Origin of the sequence: Acetobacterium wieringae (assembly GCF_026646375.1) — a bacterium.
GTDB classification, from domain to species: domain Bacteria; phylum Bacillota; class Clostridia; order Eubacteriales; family Eubacteriaceae; genus Acetobacterium; species Acetobacterium wieringae_A.
Window position 1 is genome coordinate 70906 of sequence record NZ_JAIPPU010000003.1, and the last position, 15588, is coordinate 86493.

Below are 15588 nucleotides of genomic sequence, written 5' to 3' on the forward strand. Positions count from 1 at the left end.
GGTGAGCTCTCCTTTGTTTTGATCACTTTGTACTTATCCGGTACAAATCAGGATTTGATTAGTTCTATATCCCAATATGACGATGCGTTATCTATTGCTGCTTTTTTAAAATAAACTGCCGACTAAGTGCAAATACTGCTGCCAATAGCAGTAAGATAAGCGATGCGATCATAAATTTAATACTCGGATCTTGATCAGGAATCTGGAACGCTACCCAATCAAAGATTAATGGTGAGACAAACATTCCTAAATTGACCGCTGCCGTTACCAATGCAATGGCAGTGGATTGTATCTCTTTTTTTACAGCGTTGGCAGCCAGATAAATTCCGGTTGGCATAACAACACCTATTCCAAAGCCGATAAAAAGAGCGGCGACACAGATGCTGGCTAACGACCCCAGAAAAAATATTAGTCCCATCCCCAGTCCCACAACTGCGATTCCGACGGTTATGGTCATTGTTTTTAGGCGGCGAATGATATGGCTGTAACGAAAACCAGTGATCATTCCAGCTACTGATACCAGAGCATTGATAATGCCACTGAGCGTCGCATCCCCATAACCCTTGCTCACTACCAGCAAGGCTATGTTAGTCTGAAAAACAAAAAAGCAACTACCAAATAAAAAGATGATCAGGGAAATAAAATAGACAGCACTACTCAGTTTCTCAGAGCGATTTGCTGCTTTTGGATGGGTTGATGAAAGCGGCTGGTCATGTGGCAGGTATTTTATTACGATCAGCAGAATCGGTAGAAAAACCAGATAAACCAGATAAGCTGTATTCCATTTTATATTTGCCAGTAGGCCGGAAGTAAACAGCAGCACCATGCTACCGCCGTTAAGAAACGCCGATTGGAGTCCCATCATCGTTCCGCTTTCTTCGCCAGAAAAATAAACTGTTATTAAAGCAAGGGTCATGGTTGCATTAATTCCTTGAGCGACACCAATTACAACACTGGAAAGCCATAAATATTCAATCGCCAGCGGCCCCAGGATCAAACCCATTAATCCGCCAGAGAGACCGCAAGTTAGACTAAAGATGACAAGAGTCTTTTTTGAGATCCGCATCGATAGTGGCCCTGCCGCAAATGCAAAAATCAGACCCATTAATGCAGGCAGAGTCAAAACCAATTGAATCATGGTTTCTGCCGCATTGGGATAATACTCTTTGATATCGGCAAGAATGGCGGAAGCGGTCATTGATATCATTAAAAGTGATGCAACTGATAAAATAGCCAGTTTAATTTGTTTTTTCTCCAATAGCGACTCCATTTTTCAGTACAGATTTGTTTCTTGTTTCAGTATGATTCTTACCCCCGATATACGCAAATATTCGAAGGCTCAAGTTTCAATGTCCAACAATGTTTTTCATGACGGATGATAACGATCGTGATTTATAGCTTTCATTCACTTAAACAGTATTTCGTTTTGAACAAAAAAAGAGAGGTTTTTCCTCTCTTAATTATGGCAAATTTTTAATTGCGGATAATTTCAATTTTATAGCCGTCCGGGTCAGTAATAAAATAATACCGGGGTTTACCATCGCCGCTTAAACCTTTTGGCTGTGTGGGTTGATAGCCCTTTGCGTCGTGCGCAGCCCATGATGCCTCAAGGTCATCAACCATGACGGCTAAATGACCGTAGGCTGTACCTAAATCATAGGGAACAACCTGACCATAATTATAGGTCAGTTCCAACTGATGACCATTGGGATTACCGTCACCTAAAAACACCAAAGTAAACTCATAAGTTGGTTCGTCCCGTCGTCGCACTTCCTCAAATCCCAGAGCCTCTTTGTAAAACGCCAACGAGCGGTTTAAATCCAATACCCGAATCATCGTATGTGCCATTTTGTAGTTTCCCATCATATTCTCCTTTATAATTCATATTTATGTTATCGCAATTTTCCCGACTAATTTAGGGGTTGAGCATGGTTTTATAAAATGCATAGGCTTTGGAAGATTTCCCGATGCAATAGCTGATATAATGATCCAGTAGATCACTAAGTTTTACGGCTTCTGCTGGGTCGATCTCTCGGTCTTTGAGCTGTTTAATCGGTTGTTTTAAAAAATCCCGTAGCAATTCCAGCATGGCTGGGCTTATCTTATAGAGATAGCCTGGGCTTTGCTCCCGGCAGTTCCAGCAGACCAGGCCACTTTGATCAATGCTAAAGTGGCTTAACGCCTGATCATTTTGACAACCCATACATGTTTCCAGAACGGGACGATAGCCTAAGTAGCTGACCAGCTTCATCTGAAAGGCACCGACCAGAACCAGGTCGTTTCTGGCTTTGCCACCGGAGATGTAGAACAACACATGGAGCAGCAGTTTTAATATCTCCGGACTTTTCTGATAAAATTCGTAGGCGTTATACATCAAGTCCAGTAAATATGAAGCCAAGGCCATTTTGATTAGATCATTCCGCAAAGGATAAAAGGCTTCGATTAAGTTTGATTGATTAATAATGCCAAAATTTTTGCCTGGATAATAGACAAATTCACTATAGGCAAATATTTGCGTGCTGGCTAAAAGACCGCTTTTCTGACGCCGGACGCCTCGAGCGATGCATTGGATCTTACCCTCATCTTCGGTGAAAATGGTCAAAATCTTATCCTGTTCTTTGTAGGGCTGTTCTTTGATGACCAAGCCCTTTGTTTTAATCAGTGCCATATTGCTCCAAATAGAAAGATTTATTCAAAATAGCCTAAATCCTTCAGATCAAAATTCTTATCCCGCCAATCTGTGCGAACCTTCACCCAGAGCTGCAAATTGATTTGGGTTTTGAGGAAAAATTCAATATCTTTACGGGCTTGTGAGCCAATCTTGGTCAGCATCGAGCCGCCCTTACCGATCAGGATACCCTTGTGCGTTTTGCGTTCGCAGAAAATGGTGGCTTCAATGTCAATGATATCTTTCCCTTTTCGGGGTTTCATGGCTGTCACTTCAACTGCAATACCATGGGGCACCTCATCATTTAACAGGTTTAGGATCTTCTCCCGGATCAGCTCCTGGACAATCCAACGTTCGGATTGATCAATAATCATATCGGCCGGGAAAAACATTGGGCCCGGACTGAGCAGATCGGTAATCAGATCCAGTAGTTCTTTGACACCATCTCCCTGAGCCGCCGATATTGGAATGATTGCCTTTAAAAAATCGTATTTCTGATAAGCCGCAATGGTATTTAGAAGTTCTTCTTTGGGCAGAAGATCAATTTTATTAATGACTAAAATAACTGGGGTCTTGCTGGCCTTGAGTTTTTCCAAAATGTACTGATCGCCCGGCCCGATTTTTGTTTCGGGTTCGACCAGGTATAAAACCACATCTACATCAGCAACGGTATTTTCCGCCGCTTTTTGCATGTAGTCTCCTAACCGGTTTTTGGGACGGTGCATTCCCGGAGTGTCAATAAAAACCATTTGGGCCAGCTCATCGGTATAAATACAACGAATCGCATTGCGGGTGGTTTGGGGTTTGGCTGAGGTAATTACCAGCTTCTCTCCCATAATATTATTAAGCAAGGTCGATTTTCCGACATTCGGACGACCGACGATGCTGATAAATCCGGATTTAAAGTTTTCATTCATGATTCACATTCTTTCTCTGGTTAAAAAAACCAATTGATAATTTTGGGTAAAAAGATAATCAGCCCCACGCATATTGACATGACAGCCGCCACCATTACAGCGCCGGCGGCAGTGTCTTTAGCAACCTTGGCCAGATGATGATATTTTTCGGTATAAAGATCCACCAGAGTTTCGATGGCGGTATTGATAATTTCGAGGATAAAAACAAAGCCAATTACAATCACCAGAGCCAGCCATTCATAGCTTTCGATTTTAAAGATAAAACCGCAGGCCACCGCCAATAAACCGATGCCAACGTGAATGCGCATATTCGGCTGGGTTTTGAAGGTATGTAAAATACCTTCAATGGCAAAGGAAAAACTCTTTTGTAGCTTTCGTCTGATCGTTCCCACCTCCCGATTCATTTGCTTGATGAAAGGATGCTAGTTGAGCGCGGCGTTAGTTGTCACCCATGATTTCTTTTTCAATACGACGCATCACCGATTTTTCATCATCTTCCAGATGATCATAACCCAACAGGTGCAAGACACTGTGCACCGACAGATAGGAAAGCTCCCGGGTCAGGGTATTCCCGTATTCTTTGGCCTGAGTTTCAGCCTGTTTAATGCAGATAACAATATCACCAAGTAAAAGGGGCAGAAAAGGATTCTCTTTGATAATTCGCTCCCGATTATGCATGAAATCTTCATACATTGGAAACGACAGAACATCGGTGACACTATCTTTATCCCGGTAGTCCCGATTCAAATCGTTTATTTCGGAGGTACTGACAAATGAAAAACTCACTTCACACTCCACTTCAATTTCCTGGTGAAGCAGCGTTCGTAACATTGCATCTTCGACCTCTTCCAATACCGTTTCATCTATTTCAAAACCACTGCGGTTATCATAAGCGACTACTAGCATTTTAGTTCCTCTCTGAATTTTGTTATTTCTTTTTTATGTGGGCTGCTTTAGCTTTCGCTTCGGCTCGTGCTGCCGCCCGCATGGCTGATTTTTTGGTATCCGTCAAGGGGGTTGGGTGTGGGATCAGTTCATCATAGGGTGGGGTGGTCATATGGGATAGCATCCCAAAGCCGTGATTATAATCAATCATCGTGATACTACCCAATTTAATGTCGAAATGCCATTTACAGTCCAGCGGCAGATTCAGCATATTGGTCAACATGCCGTGAATAGTACCACCGTGAGCCACCATCAAAACCGTTTCGCCTTCGGTTAGTTCGGTTAAAAATTCGGCGCAAAGATCATGATATTCCCGTTGGCTCTGACCCTGGGGAACTTTGTAATTTATATAATTTGACATCCATTGATCCCATTCTGACTGAAAAATTTCGATGCATTCGTCACGGGTTTTTCCTTCAAAGATTCCGAAGTTAAATTCCCGGAGGCGGTGATCGACTTGAATCTCTTTCCCGGTTACTGCTCCCACTGCTTGGGCAATTTTGTAAGCCCTGGTTGTTGGACTGGCAAAGATTTTATCAAATGACAGTTTCTTATCCAAGGCAATTAATTCTTCCACCAGAATTTCTTTCATGGCCTCGCCTCGGGGCGTATAGTCGGATTCGGTATGGCCATTGAGGCGATGTTCCACATTTCCAAAAGTTTCTACATGTCTAACTAATACAAGTTTCATTTATTCGTCCTTATGTGATTTATATACTTCTTCTCTATTATAACTCATTTTAATCAGGGAAACCAAAATATTTTTGCCATCCTCGATCTTTTTAGTTATAATTAATCTAGTACCTTAGAAAGGACGTCACCATGGAAAAAATAAAAAAACAAGCGCTTTACGCTGATCTGGGTCTGGTCGCTGTGGCATTTGTATGGGGCAGCGGTTTTGTTGCTTCAAAAAATGCCCTGGACTCCATGTCACCGATGATGCTGATGGCAGTCAGATTTACAGTTGCCGCCCTATTATCCGGATTTATCTTCCGAAAAAATTTACAGAATCTCTCTAAAGATACCTTCAAGGCCGGTTGTGTGATCGGGTTTTTTCTGTTCACAGCTTTTGCCGCCCAGATGATTGGTCTGCAATATATGCTGGCCGGAAAACAGGCCTTTTTAACAGCGACCAATGTGATTATGGTGCCTTTTATTTATTGGGCTGTTAAAAAACATCGGCCAGATCAGTATAATTTTGTAGCTGCCTTTATTATGCTGCTGGGACTGGCCTTGTTGACCATCGATTTTTCGGTTGGTTTTTCCTTTAATCCCGGGGACGCCCTTACACTGTTGTGTGCCTTATTATACGCCTGTCATATTGTCGCCGTGGGGATTTACTCAAAGGAACATGATCCCATCGCCTTGACAGTGATTCAACTGGGTTTTGCGGCAGTCGTATCCTTAGCCTATGTTTTACTAGCTGGTGAATTTACTCTGGCGATCCCACTAAACGGTCTTCTCAATGGCTTTTATCTTGGGATATTTTGTACATTCCTCGCATTTTTGGGACAAACGGTGGCCCAAAAATATACTAATTCTACTCATGCCGCCATTATCCTTAGTCTTGAAGCAGTCTTTGGCAGTCTGTTATCCATCATGATCCTTGGCGACGATTTTACGTTCATGATGTTTTTGGGTTGTCTGGTTATTTTTATGGGCATCCTTACCGCCGAAACCAAGTGGTCTTTTTTAAAAACAGTATTTCTTAAAACAAAACGGGATAATCCGGAAAAAATTACCGAGATTTAGCTTTTTCTTTACAGATTAATTCTCAATATGCTATGATTACCTCCAATCGCAAAATAATTGCAAAGGAGGTTTTTTTTTGAAAACTCAATTTCATATTGGAAATCTGGAATTTTCCAAACCGATTGTTCAGGGAGGCATGGGGATCGGTGTTTCGCTTTCCAGTCTGGCCGGACATGTCTCAAAACTTGGCGGGCTCGGTGTTTTATCGGCAGTGGAAATGGGTAGTAATTACCCTGACTATATAAAAAATCCCAAGCTGGCAAATCGTCAAGCAATGATGGATCACTTTAAACGGTCGAAAGAAATATCCGGCAATCGTCCCATCGGAATTAATATTATGGTGGCCTTAACCCAATACGAGCAACTGGTTAAAGATGCCGTGAAAACCGGATACGATATCATTTTTGCCGGTGCTGGCCTACCCTTATCCCTGCCGGAATTGACCCGAAATTCCTTAACAAAAATTGCTCCAATTATTTCGTCTAAGCGAGTGGCCAAGCTGATCTTAAAACACTGGTGGCGTCACTACGAAGTTGTTCCCGATGCCATCGTTCTGGAAGGTCCCCTGGCAGGCGGTCATTTAGGGTTTAAAAATGAAGATCTGACTCCACAACGGTTGGCTGAGCAAGCGCTACCAGCGTTAATTCCCGGCGTATTGGAAGAAATAAAGCCCTACGAAGATCTGGTTGGACGACACATCCCCCTAATCGCGGGTGGTGGAATTACCACAGCAGCCGATGTCCGGGAAACGCTGGCAGCTGGTGCCGATGCCGTTCAGATTGGTTCTCGCTTTGTCGCCACCAACGAATGTGATGCCTCGCAGGCTTTTAAAGAAGCCATGGTTAACGCAACTGCGTCCGACATTGAGGTTATTGTCAGTCCTGCTGGTTTGCCAGGCCGGGCCATTCACAACCGTTTTCTTGAAGAAGTCAAAGCTGGATTGCGGCACCCCAAAACCTGTCCCATCAACTGCATCAAGAGTTGCGACTACAAAACGGCACCCTACTGTATCGGTATGGCACTGATTGCCGGTAGAAAAGGTGATCTCGATAACGGCTATGTTTTTTCAGGGGCCAACGCCTACAAGATCTCTGAAATTTCCACCGTGGAAGCCTTAATGAACGAATTAACCAGTGAGCTTGATTAAAAAACTATTTTTCAGAGAGTTGAAATCTTAATACCGCCTAAGAAACTGGCTTGTGCCAGAGCTTTTCTTGACAAATATTTTTTTAGCGTTATAATTAGTTAGACAATCTAACAAAAATGGAGGTGACCCTTTGGACTCTTTTTCTTCCCAACTCAACGCCGTTCTGGTTGATACATTCAATAATATTTTAAAGTTTGAAGAGGATTTACTCAAGCAATCGACAAATATTGATTTATCAATTAATGAAATGCACCTGATTGAGCATGTGGGAAAAAATAAAAATGACGGAAGAACCATAAGTGATCTTGCTCAAAGTCTAAGTATTACCCTACCATCAGTAACTGTAGCCATCAATAAACTGGTCAAGAAGGGGTATGTAAAAAAAGAGAAAAGCAATACCGATGGACGGGTTGTGTACGTCCGTCTAACCGACAAGGGCTTGCGGATCGATAAAATTCACCAGTATTTTCATGTGAAAATGGTGAAAGATATTTCTAAAGAAATGACTGATGAAGAAAAAGAAGTTTTAATTCATGGCATGGAAAAATTAAATGGTTTTTTCAGAAAAAAATTATCAAGACTCGCAGATGAAAATGAGTCGTCTGAGCCTTGATGTTTGGAGGAACAAATGTCCTTTACAATTATCGGAACCGGTTCTGCGTTGCCAAAAACAATTCAGACCAACAAAGACCTCGCCCAGTTTCTGGATACGTCCCATGAGTGGATCGTTTCTCGAACTGGCATTGAAGCCAGGCATATTTGTGTCGACGAGTCCATTTTGGATATCGCCCTGGAAGCCAGTATGAACGCTCTGGCAAACGCTAAAATAAAGCCAACTGAACTCGATCTGATTATCTGCCCCACTCTTGGCGGCGATACTGTCACCCCATCCCTGGCTTGCCTGATTCAGGAACAACTTGGTGCTACTTGCCCCAGTTTTGACCTTAATGCGGCCTGCTCTGGCTTTGTCTATGGGCTGGACGTGGCTGATGCTTATTTTTCCCGCAATGATGATATGAAAATTTTAGTCATTGCTGTTGATGCGATGTCCAAACTGGTGGACTGGCAGGATCGGGCCACCGCCGTTCTTTTTGGCGATGGTGCCGGTGCGGCGGTGTTGACCAGTGGCGATAGTCTTAAAGCGATCCAACTGACTGCCGTCGGAAATCAACATGCCTTAAGTATTCCCTGGCCCAAGGGCAACCATCCCCTGACCAACGATCAGAACAATCCGCCTCCCTATCTGCTGATGGATGGGCCGGAGGTTTATCGTTTTGCAGTAGCGGCCATCTGCAGTGATTTACGCTCTGTGGCAAAAGCCGCTGGTATCGAACTGGCCGATCTGGATTTTATTATTCCCCATCAGGCCAACCTGCGGATTATCGAAGGAGCTGCCAAGCGTCTGAAGTTATCAATCGACAAATTCGTTCTGCGGGTCGACGGCTGCGGCAATACTTCAGCAGCCAGTATTCCGTTGGTGCTGGATGAACTTAACCGTAATGGTTTATTCAAATCCGGCACCCGAATTGCCTTAACCGCTTTTGGCGGTGGACTGACAACCGGGGCCTGTGTGATTGAATGGGCCTGATATGGTCTAATCACAATTATAATTACTAAAGCAACAAAACCAATCTCAAGTTAAAATTATAATCTTTAGGAGGATTAATCAAATGGTATTAGAAAAAGTAGTGGAAATTTTACGGAATTACAAAGACGAACAAGATCTGGAAGTAACAATGGATTCGACCTTCGAGGAACTGGAACTGGACTCACTGGATACGGTGGAACTGGTTATGGAAATAGAAGAAGCCTTTGATACCAGCATTGAAATGGATGGTGAACTGACAACGATTGGTGATGTGGTAGAGCTGATCGAAAAAGCAATCGCATAGGATCGCATAGGTGAAATAGGATGATTAAAACACCACTCTGCGATCTATTAAACATTGAATTTCCCATTCTTCAAGGAGGAATGGCGTGGATATCCGATGCTCAGCTTGCAGCTGCCGTGTCAAATGCAGGTGGTTTAGGGATTATTTCTTCAATGAACGCCGATGAAAATTGGCTTCGCAATGAAATTCACAAAGCAAAAAGCCTGACCGCCAAACCGTTTGGAGTCAATGTCATGCTGATGAATCCCCATGTCGATAAAATTGCCCAGGTACTGATTGATGAACAGGTACCGGTGGTTACAACTGGAGCCGGTAATCCTGGAAAATTCATGAAAATGTGGATTGAAGCTGGTATTAAGGTGATTCCGGTCGTTCCTTCCACCGGTTTAGCCCGGTTTTCAGAGCGGGCTGGTGCCACTGCAGTAATTGCCGAAGGTGGTGAATCCGGCGGACATGTCGGTGAAATGGCCACCATGGCATTGATTCCCCAGGTTTGTGATGTGGTTTCAATTCCAGTCATTGCCGCGGGCGGTATCGGCGATGGCCGGGGAATTGCTGCGGCACTACTACTGGGGGCGGTTGGTGTTCAACTGGGTACCCGTTTTTTAGTCGCCCACGAAACCAACATTCATGAAAATTATAAAGACAAAATTATTAAAGCCAAAGATATTGACACCATCCTCAGCGGCCGATCTCTGGGTCATCCGGTACGATCTTTAAAAACAACCTTTTCAAAAGATTTCGTTAAATTGGAAAATGACCCAACTGCGCCACCAGAAGCTCTGGAAGAATATGGTCGGGGCGCCCTTCGCATTGCCGCTCAGGAAGGTGACTCTCAAAAAGGTTGCTTTATGGCTGGTCAGATTGCCGGCATGATTAAAGAAAAACAAAGCGTGGAGGAAATCATTTTAACACTGGCCGAAGAAACCGAAACAGTATTAAAAGGAGGCTTACAATGGGTAAAATAGCACTGCTTTTTCCGGGACAGGGATCTCAGTATGTTGGTATGGGTAAACCCCTCTATGAACATTGTATATCTTCACGGATGATTTTTGACCAGGTTGATGCCGTTCATCAAGGCACCACGTCCCTTTGTTTTGAAGGGCCGTCCGAAGCCCTCAACCGAACCGAAAACACTCAACCCTGTATTTTTGCTGTCGAATTGGCCGCTCTGGCTGCTTTGCGATGTGTCGGTATCGAGGCCCAGGGAATCGCCGGATTCTCTCTGGGCGAAGTCACCGGGTTAATTGCAGCCGGGGTTCTATCGATGGACGATGGTTTGAAGTTTGTTAAAAAACGTGGCTGGGCAATGGAAGAAGCCGCGCAGATGACGCCAGCCATCATGATAGCGGTTTTAAAACTGGATAATACTACGGTGGAGACACTCTGTAAGGAATTCAACCAGTGTTACCCGGTTAACTATAATTGTCCCGGGCAGCTGGTTGTCGCACTTTTAAAGGCCGATCAGGAGTTATTCTTAACCCGGGTAAAAGAGCTGGGTGGTCGAGGGATTCCCCTGACCCTGTCCGGTGGTTTTCACTCGCCTTTTATGACCTATGCCACCAAACTACTGGAAGAACGGATTTATGAATTGGGCTTCTCTGAAGCTTCAATTCCCCTTTATTCCAACGCCTATGCCAAACCCTACCCGGTCGCTCCGGCTGATATCCGATCCTATATTCTGCACCAGATTAATCATCCGGTGTTATGGGAACAAACCATGCGCAACATGATTGCCGATGGCTTTACCACCTTTATTGAATGTGGCCCCGGCAAAACATTGAGCGGATTCTTAAAAAAAATCGACAAATCGGTAACCTGTCATCACGTTGAAACCGTGTTGACTGATTATCTGGAAGCCAAAAACTCCGGAAAGGAATGGACTTTTATATGCTAACAGGAAAAACTGCACTTATTACTGGCGGTGCCAAAGGAATTGGCCGGGCGATTGCTTTAAAGATTGCCGAAGCTAATGGCAATGTCGCTATCATCTATCGCGGTAGCAAAACAAATGCCGAAGCTACCATTGCAGAATTGCTGGCTTTAGGTGTTCAGGCCAAAAGCTATCAGTGTGACGTGTCCGATTTCAACGCCACTAAAGAATTAGTGGCCCAAATTATCAAAGATTTTGGCGATTTGGATATCCTGGTGAACAACGCCGGGATTACCAATGACAAATTGTTAATCGCAATGAAGGAAGACGATTTTGACAGTGTCATCAACACCAACTTAAAAGGTGCCTTTAATATGACAAAACACGTTGGAGCCTATCTGCTTAAGCAGCGCAAAGGGAGGATTATTAATATTTCTTCAGTTTCCGGTCTGATGGGCAACGTCGGTCAGTGTAATTATGCAGCTGCCAAAGCCGGATTGATTGGTCTAACCAAGTCAGCTGCAAAAGAAATGGCGCTTCGGGGAGTCACCTGTAATGCCATTGCCCCCGGTTTTATTGACACCGATATGACAAAGGAATTAAAACCCGAAATAAAGACAGAAATACTCAAACAAATTCCCTTAAAACGTTTGGGACAGGCCGATGACATTGCCAATCTCTGCGTTTACTTAAGTAGCGATTTATCCGGCTATATTACAGGAGAAGTCATTAAAGTTGATGGCGGTCTCTATATTTAGGAGTTATTTATGAATCGACGAGTTGTTATAACAGGATGCGGTGTCGTTTCTCCAGTGGGTAGCACTGTAGAACGTTTTTGGGAAAACCTGACAAACGGAAAATGCGGCATCGACTTTATTAAAAAGTTTGATACCACCGACTTAAAAGTGAAAATTGCAGGTGAGGTTCATGATTTTGAACCCCTTGACTATATTAAAAAAAATGAAATCCGCAAAACTGATCAATTTACCCAATACGGCATCGGTGCCGCTGTTCAGGCGATGGAAGACAGTGGTGTCCAGGCACATGTCGATCCCACCCGACTGGGTGTTTTTATTGGTTCCGGCATTGGTGGTATTCATACCTTTATTGATGAATGCCACAAAATGGATGAAAAAGGTCCCAGTCGGATTTCACCCTTCTTTATCCCGATGATGATTTCAAACATCGCTGCTGGCACCATTGCCATTCGCTATAATGCCCAAGGTCCTTGCCTGCCAATTGTTACAGCCTGCGCCACTGGTACCCATTCTATTGGTGAAGCCTTTCGCAGCATCAAACACGGTTATGCTGATGCGATTATTGCTGGCGGTACCGAAGCCAGTATTTCGCCACTATCAGTGGCCGGTTTCACAAATTTAACGGCGTTAACAACCGTTAACGACCCGGCCCGGGCCTCGATTCCCTTTGATAAGAATCGCAGCGGTTTTGTCATGAGCGAAGGCGCTGGCGCCCTGGTGCTGGAAGAAAGGGAATCGGCCCTGAACCGGGGCGCTAAAATTTATGGCGAAATTGTCGGCTACGGCAATACCTGTGACGCCTACCATATTACGGCCCCCCACCCTGACGCCATCGGCGGAACCCGGGCCATCCATCTGGCGATGGACGAAGCAACCCGGAGCGGTGTCAGTTTCGAAGAAGCACAAATCTATGTAAATGCCCACGGTACCAGTACCCCCCTTAACGATAAATCAGAAACCATTGCCATCAAAAATGCCCTAGGTGAGCATATCAGTCGCACTCTGGTCAGTTCAACCAAATCAATGACTGGCCACATGTTAGGCGCTGCTGGTGCCATCGAAGCGATTGCTGCTGTGATGGCGTTAAAAGAGGGGATAATTCCCCCCACTATTGGTTATCAGGAAGCTGATCCAGACTGTGATCTGGATTATGTTCCCAATCAGAAACGAACTGTTCAAAGTGATCTTGCCCTATCGATTTCACTTGGATTTGGCGGTCATAATGCGTGCCTGGCTTTTGTAAAATAGAGGAGAATAAGTAATGGAATTAACTATTGAAACCATTCAGGCCCTGGCGAAAATAATGTCAGCCGAAAAGCTGACCAGTCTGGCATTGGATCAGGGGAATCTGAAAATCGAAATAACCCGGGAAAACAGTTTAACTTTCTCGGAAGAACCAACTTCTTGTGAACCTCAAATAAAAATCACTGCCCCACAACTCCCACAAGATCTGACTGTTCAAGCCGAAACCCCTAAAGTCTCTGACAGCACTCACTGGAAAGAAATCAAATCCCCGATGGTGGGAGTTTTTTACCAAAGCAGTCAACCGGACAAACCACCCTACGTCACCAAAGATCAACACTTTGCCGACGGCGATACCCTATGTATCATTGAAGCAATGAAGCTGATGAATGAAATTACTGCTGAAACCGCTGGTACCATTATGGAAGTTTGCGTCAGCAACGGCCAGGTGGTGGAATTCGGACAGGTTCTCTATCGTATTGTAGAAGATTAATTTTTAATATAAACCAATACCGTACTGATCTCATTTGGTACGGTTAAAACTTGTTGTGATGAAAGAATTGCAACAACGAATTTTAGAAAAATTCAGAAGGAAATCAGAATGAAACGTGATGAATTAAAGAAGATCCTGCCTCACCGGGAGCCGATGCTGCTGATTGATGAGGCTGAAAAAATAAATGACAATACCGCCACCGGTCGTTATACCGTTACCGGCGATGAGTTTTTTTTGCAGGGCCATTTTCCCGGCAACCCAGTCGTACCAGGGGTTATCCTCTGCGAAATTATGGCCCAGACCAGCTGTGTCTTACTGGCTGAGTTGGAAGGTGCTAACAAAACACCCTACTTTACAGGTCTGAATAAAGTAAAATTCAAAGAAAAAGTCCACGTTGGTGATACCATTGAGATTACCTGCAGTTTGACAAAATCCAAACCGCCATTTTATTTTGCCAGCGGTTCGGGTTCGGTAAATGGCAAGGTGGCAGTGGTCGGAGAATTTTCGTTTGCCCTGATTGAGTAAGGAGGCTTTTGATGTTTTCAAAGATACTGATTGCCAACCGGGGCGAAATTGCGTTGCGAATTATCCGTGCCTGTAAAGAAATGGGCATCGCCACTGTGGCTGTCTTTTCCACCGCAGACGAAAACAGCCTTCACGTCAGTCTGGCCGATGAAAGCATTTGCATTGGTCCGGCAGCAGTGACAGATTCCTATCTGAATATTTCAGCGATTTTATCAGCCGCTGTATTAACCGGAGCGGAAGCCATTCACCCCGGGTACGGCCTATTATCGGAAAACCCCAAGTTTGCCCGACTCTGCACCCAATGCGGGATTGCCTTTATTGGACCGAGCTGGGAAATCATTTCGAAAATGGGCGATAAGGATCAGGCTCGGGCTACAATGGCGGCAGCCGGTGTTCCGATTGTTCCCGGTACGGATATTATCAGTGAGCCCGATGAAGCCCATCGCAAGGCCGATGAAATCGGCTATCCATTATTAGTCAAGGCCCGCTCCGGCGGCGGCGGCAAAGGCATCCGGCTGGTCGAACGAACCGAAGATTTCTTAAACGAATACTCGCTTGCCCGGCAGGAAGCCCAAAATGCTTTTAATGACGATGGGGTTTATCTGGAAAAGTTTTTAACCCGAGTCAAACATATCGAAATACAATTACTCTGCGATCAGCACCAGCATGTGGTGGCCTTAGGTGAACGGGAGTGCTCGGTGCAGCGAAAGAATCAGAAGTTGCTAGAAGAAAGCCCTTCCCCATCCCTGACCCCAGAAGTCCGCACGGCGATGATGGAAGTATCGCGCCAGGCAGCGCTCGCAATTGGCTATGAAAATGCTGGTACCATCGAATTTTTAATGGATCCTCAGGGTCATTTTTACTTTATGGAAATGAACACCCGGTTGCAGGTTGAACACCCAATAACCGAAATGGTGACTGGAGTTGATATTGTCAAATGGCAGATCCGGATTGCTTCTGGATTGCCTCTGACCTTTGGCCAGGAGGATGTCCACATTCAGGGTCACGCCATCGAATGCCGAATCAATGCCGAAAATCCACTACTCGATTTCAGGCCCAACTGCGGTACCATCGACTTTCTCCATGTACCGGGCGGTCCCTGGGTACGTTTCGATACGCTGCTCTATCAGGGTTATGCAATTCCTCCCTATTATGATTCGATGGTTGGTAAACTGATTGTTCACTCTAAAACCCGGGAGCTGACGATCCGCAAAATGAAGGCCGCCTTGTGTGAGCTGGTAATTGAAGGAATTGACCACACCAGTCAAGTGCAGTTGGATATTCTTAGTCAGCCTCTATTTATTTCGGGTGATTACTTCACTGACTTTATGGAAAATGAATTTGGCAAGCCATTGCCGGAATAGAAAGGGAGGTTT

General features: G+C 44.6%; 19 protein-coding genes. 12 read left to right on the forward strand and 7 right to left on the reverse strand.

Features of this window, described 5'->3' with window-relative positions:
* Positions 1 to 91: 91 nt before the first annotated feature.
* From Q7P33_RS03785 to Q7P33_RS03815, 7 genes are all read right to left on the reverse strand, one after another.
* Entirely contained in the window at positions 92 to 1258 is a 1167-nt protein-coding gene (locus Q7P33_RS03785) for an MFS transporter (protein ID WP_303867487.1), read from the reverse strand.
* 215 nt (positions 1259 to 1473) lie between these two features.
* Positions 1474 to 1863, reverse strand: a complete 390-nt coding sequence (locus tag Q7P33_RS03790; RefSeq protein WP_303867488.1) for a VOC family protein — start codon at positions 1861 to 1863, stop codon at positions 1474 to 1476.
* A 52-nt stretch (positions 1864 to 1915) separates the two neighbouring features.
* Entirely contained in the window at positions 1916 to 2668 is a 753-nt protein-coding gene (recO, locus tag Q7P33_RS03795) for a DNA repair protein RecO (protein ID WP_303867489.1), read from the reverse strand.
* Between the two features lie 20 nt (positions 2669 to 2688).
* A complete protein-coding gene (era, locus tag Q7P33_RS03800; protein WP_303867490.1) occupies positions 2689 to 3585 on the reverse strand; it encodes a GTPase Era in 897 nt (298 codons plus the stop codon).
* 20 nt (positions 3586 to 3605) lie between these two features.
* A complete protein-coding gene (locus Q7P33_RS03805) occupies positions 3606 to 3989 on the reverse strand; it encodes a diacylglycerol kinase family protein (protein ID WP_303867492.1) in 384 nt (127 codons plus the stop codon).
* Between the two features lie 34 nt (positions 3990 to 4023).
* On the reverse strand, positions 4024 to 4491 hold the full coding sequence (gene ybeY, locus Q7P33_RS03810; protein WP_303867493.1) for an rRNA maturation RNase YbeY: 468 nt from the start codon (positions 4489 to 4491) through the stop codon (positions 4024 to 4026).
* Positions 4492 to 4513: 22 nt separating this feature from the next.
* The gene (locus Q7P33_RS03815) at positions 4514 to 5221 is read right to left on the reverse strand and encodes a histidine phosphatase family protein (RefSeq protein WP_303867495.1); all 708 of its coding nucleotides are present in this window, start codon (positions 5219 to 5221) and stop codon (positions 4514 to 4516) included.
* Between the two features lie 131 nt (positions 5222 to 5352).
* Between Q7P33_RS03815 and Q7P33_RS03820 the strand changes: the two genes are divergently transcribed.
* The 12 genes from Q7P33_RS03820 to accC all read left to right on the forward strand — a co-directional run bounded on the left by Q7P33_RS03820 (position 5353) and on the right by accC (position 15576).
* Positions 5353 to 6282, forward strand: a complete 930-nt coding sequence (locus tag Q7P33_RS03820) for a DMT family transporter (RefSeq protein WP_303867496.1) — start codon at positions 5353 to 5355, stop codon at positions 6280 to 6282.
* A gap of 76 nt (positions 6283 to 6358) precedes the next feature.
* Positions 6359 to 7429 (forward strand): nitronate monooxygenase family protein, encoded by a 1071-nt coding sequence (locus tag Q7P33_RS03825; protein WP_303867498.1) that lies wholly within the window; start codon positions 6359 to 6361, stop codon positions 7427 to 7429.
* A 130-nt stretch (positions 7430 to 7559) separates the two neighbouring features.
* Positions 7560 to 8042, forward strand: coding sequence for a MarR family winged helix-turn-helix transcriptional regulator (locus tag Q7P33_RS03830; protein ID WP_303867499.1), 483 nt, complete (start codon positions 7560 to 7562; stop codon positions 8040 to 8042).
* A 15-nt stretch (positions 8043 to 8057) separates the two neighbouring features.
* On the forward strand, positions 8058 to 9017 hold the full coding sequence (locus Q7P33_RS03835; protein ID WP_303867501.1) for a beta-ketoacyl-ACP synthase III: 960 nt from the start codon (positions 8058 to 8060) through the stop codon (positions 9015 to 9017).
* 82 nt (positions 9018 to 9099) lie between these two features.
* A complete protein-coding gene (locus Q7P33_RS03840) occupies positions 9100 to 9321 on the forward strand; it encodes an acyl carrier protein (protein WP_070372239.1) in 222 nt (73 codons plus the stop codon).
* Positions 9322 to 9341: 20 nt separating this feature from the next.
* Positions 9342 to 10289: an enoyl-[acyl-carrier-protein] reductase FabK gene (gene fabK, locus Q7P33_RS03845; protein WP_303867503.1), complete on the forward strand. Its 948-nt coding sequence runs from the start codon at positions 9342 to 9344 to the stop codon at positions 10287 to 10289.
* Positions 10277 to 11218, forward strand: a complete 942-nt coding sequence (locus Q7P33_RS03850; RefSeq protein WP_303867504.1) for an ACP S-malonyltransferase — start codon at positions 10277 to 10279, stop codon at positions 11216 to 11218. Before fabK ends, Q7P33_RS03850 begins: the two co-directional genes overlap by 13 nt.
* On the forward strand, positions 11212 to 11952 hold the full coding sequence (gene fabG / locus Q7P33_RS03855) for a 3-oxoacyl-[acyl-carrier-protein] reductase (protein WP_303867505.1): 741 nt from the start codon (positions 11212 to 11214) through the stop codon (positions 11950 to 11952). Before Q7P33_RS03850 ends, fabG begins: the two co-directional genes overlap by 7 nt.
* Positions 11953 to 11961: 9 nt before the next feature.
* On the forward strand, positions 11962 to 13200 hold the full coding sequence (gene fabF / locus Q7P33_RS03860) for a beta-ketoacyl-ACP synthase II (protein ID WP_303867507.1): 1239 nt from the start codon (positions 11962 to 11964) through the stop codon (positions 13198 to 13200).
* 13 nt (positions 13201 to 13213) lie between these two features.
* Positions 13214 to 13687 (forward strand): acetyl-CoA carboxylase biotin carboxyl carrier protein, encoded by a 474-nt coding sequence (accB, locus tag Q7P33_RS03865; protein WP_303867508.1) that lies wholly within the window; start codon positions 13214 to 13216, stop codon positions 13685 to 13687.
* A 108-nt stretch (positions 13688 to 13795) separates the two neighbouring features.
* Complete coding sequence (gene fabZ / locus Q7P33_RS03870) at positions 13796 to 14212, forward strand: 3-hydroxyacyl-ACP dehydratase FabZ (protein WP_303867509.1); 417 nt, start codon at positions 13796 to 13798, stop codon at positions 14210 to 14212.
* An 11-nt stretch (positions 14213 to 14223) separates the two neighbouring features.
* Positions 14224 to 15576: an acetyl-CoA carboxylase biotin carboxylase subunit gene (gene accC, locus Q7P33_RS03875; RefSeq protein ID WP_303867511.1), complete on the forward strand. Its 1353-nt coding sequence runs from the start codon at positions 14224 to 14226 to the stop codon at positions 15574 to 15576.
* Positions 15577 to 15588 lie beyond the last annotated feature (12 nt).

Excerpts from the sequence above, each read along its gene's own strand:
- fabZ (WP_303867509.1), top strand. The coding sequence starts at position 13,796 with ATGAAACGTGATGAATTAAAGAAGATCCTGCCTCACCGGGAGCCGATG.
- ybeY (WP_303867493.1), bottom strand. The coding sequence starts at position 4,491 with ATGCTAGTAGTCGCTTATGATAACCGCAGTGGTTTTGAAATAGATGAA.
- Q7P33_RS03790 (WP_303867488.1), bottom strand. The coding sequence starts at position 1,863 with ATGGGAAACTACAAAATGGCACATACGATGATTCGGGTATTGGATTTA.
- fabF (WP_303867507.1), top strand. The coding sequence starts at position 11,962 with ATGAATCGACGAGTTGTTATAACAGGATGCGGTGTCGTTTCTCCAGTG.
- recO (WP_303867489.1), bottom strand. The coding sequence starts at position 2,668 with ATGGCACTGATTAAAACAAAGGGCTTGGTCATCAAAGAACAGCCCTAC.
- fabG (WP_303867505.1), top strand. The coding sequence starts at position 11,212 with ATGCTAACAGGAAAAACTGCACTTATTACTGGCGGTGCCAAAGGAATT.
- Q7P33_RS03805 (WP_303867492.1), bottom strand. The coding sequence starts at position 3,989 with ATGAATCGGGAGGTGGGAACGATCAGACGAAAGCTACAAAAGAGTTTT.
- Q7P33_RS03835 (WP_303867501.1), top strand. The coding sequence starts at position 8,058 with ATGTCCTTTACAATTATCGGAACCGGTTCTGCGTTGCCAAAAACAATT.
- Q7P33_RS03840 (WP_070372239.1), top strand. The coding sequence starts at position 9,100 with ATGGTATTAGAAAAAGTAGTGGAAATTTTACGGAATTACAAAGACGAA.
- accC (WP_303867511.1), top strand. The coding sequence starts at position 14,224 with ATGTTTTCAAAGATACTGATTGCCAACCGGGGCGAAATTGCGTTGCGA.
- accB (WP_303867508.1), top strand. The coding sequence starts at position 13,214 with ATGGAATTAACTATTGAAACCATTCAGGCCCTGGCGAAAATAATGTCA.
- Q7P33_RS03815 (WP_303867495.1), bottom strand. The coding sequence starts at position 5,221 with ATGAAACTTGTATTAGTTAGACATGTAGAAACTTTTGGAAATGTGGAA.
- Q7P33_RS03850 (WP_303867504.1), top strand. The coding sequence starts at position 10,277 with ATGGGTAAAATAGCACTGCTTTTTCCGGGACAGGGATCTCAGTATGTT.
- Q7P33_RS03820 (WP_303867496.1), top strand. The coding sequence starts at position 5,353 with ATGGAAAAAATAAAAAAACAAGCGCTTTACGCTGATCTGGGTCTGGTC.
- era (WP_303867490.1), bottom strand. The coding sequence starts at position 3,585 with ATGAATGAAAACTTTAAATCCGGATTTATCAGCATCGTCGGTCGTCCG.
- fabK (WP_303867503.1), top strand. The coding sequence starts at position 9,342 with ATGATTAAAACACCACTCTGCGATCTATTAAACATTGAATTTCCCATT.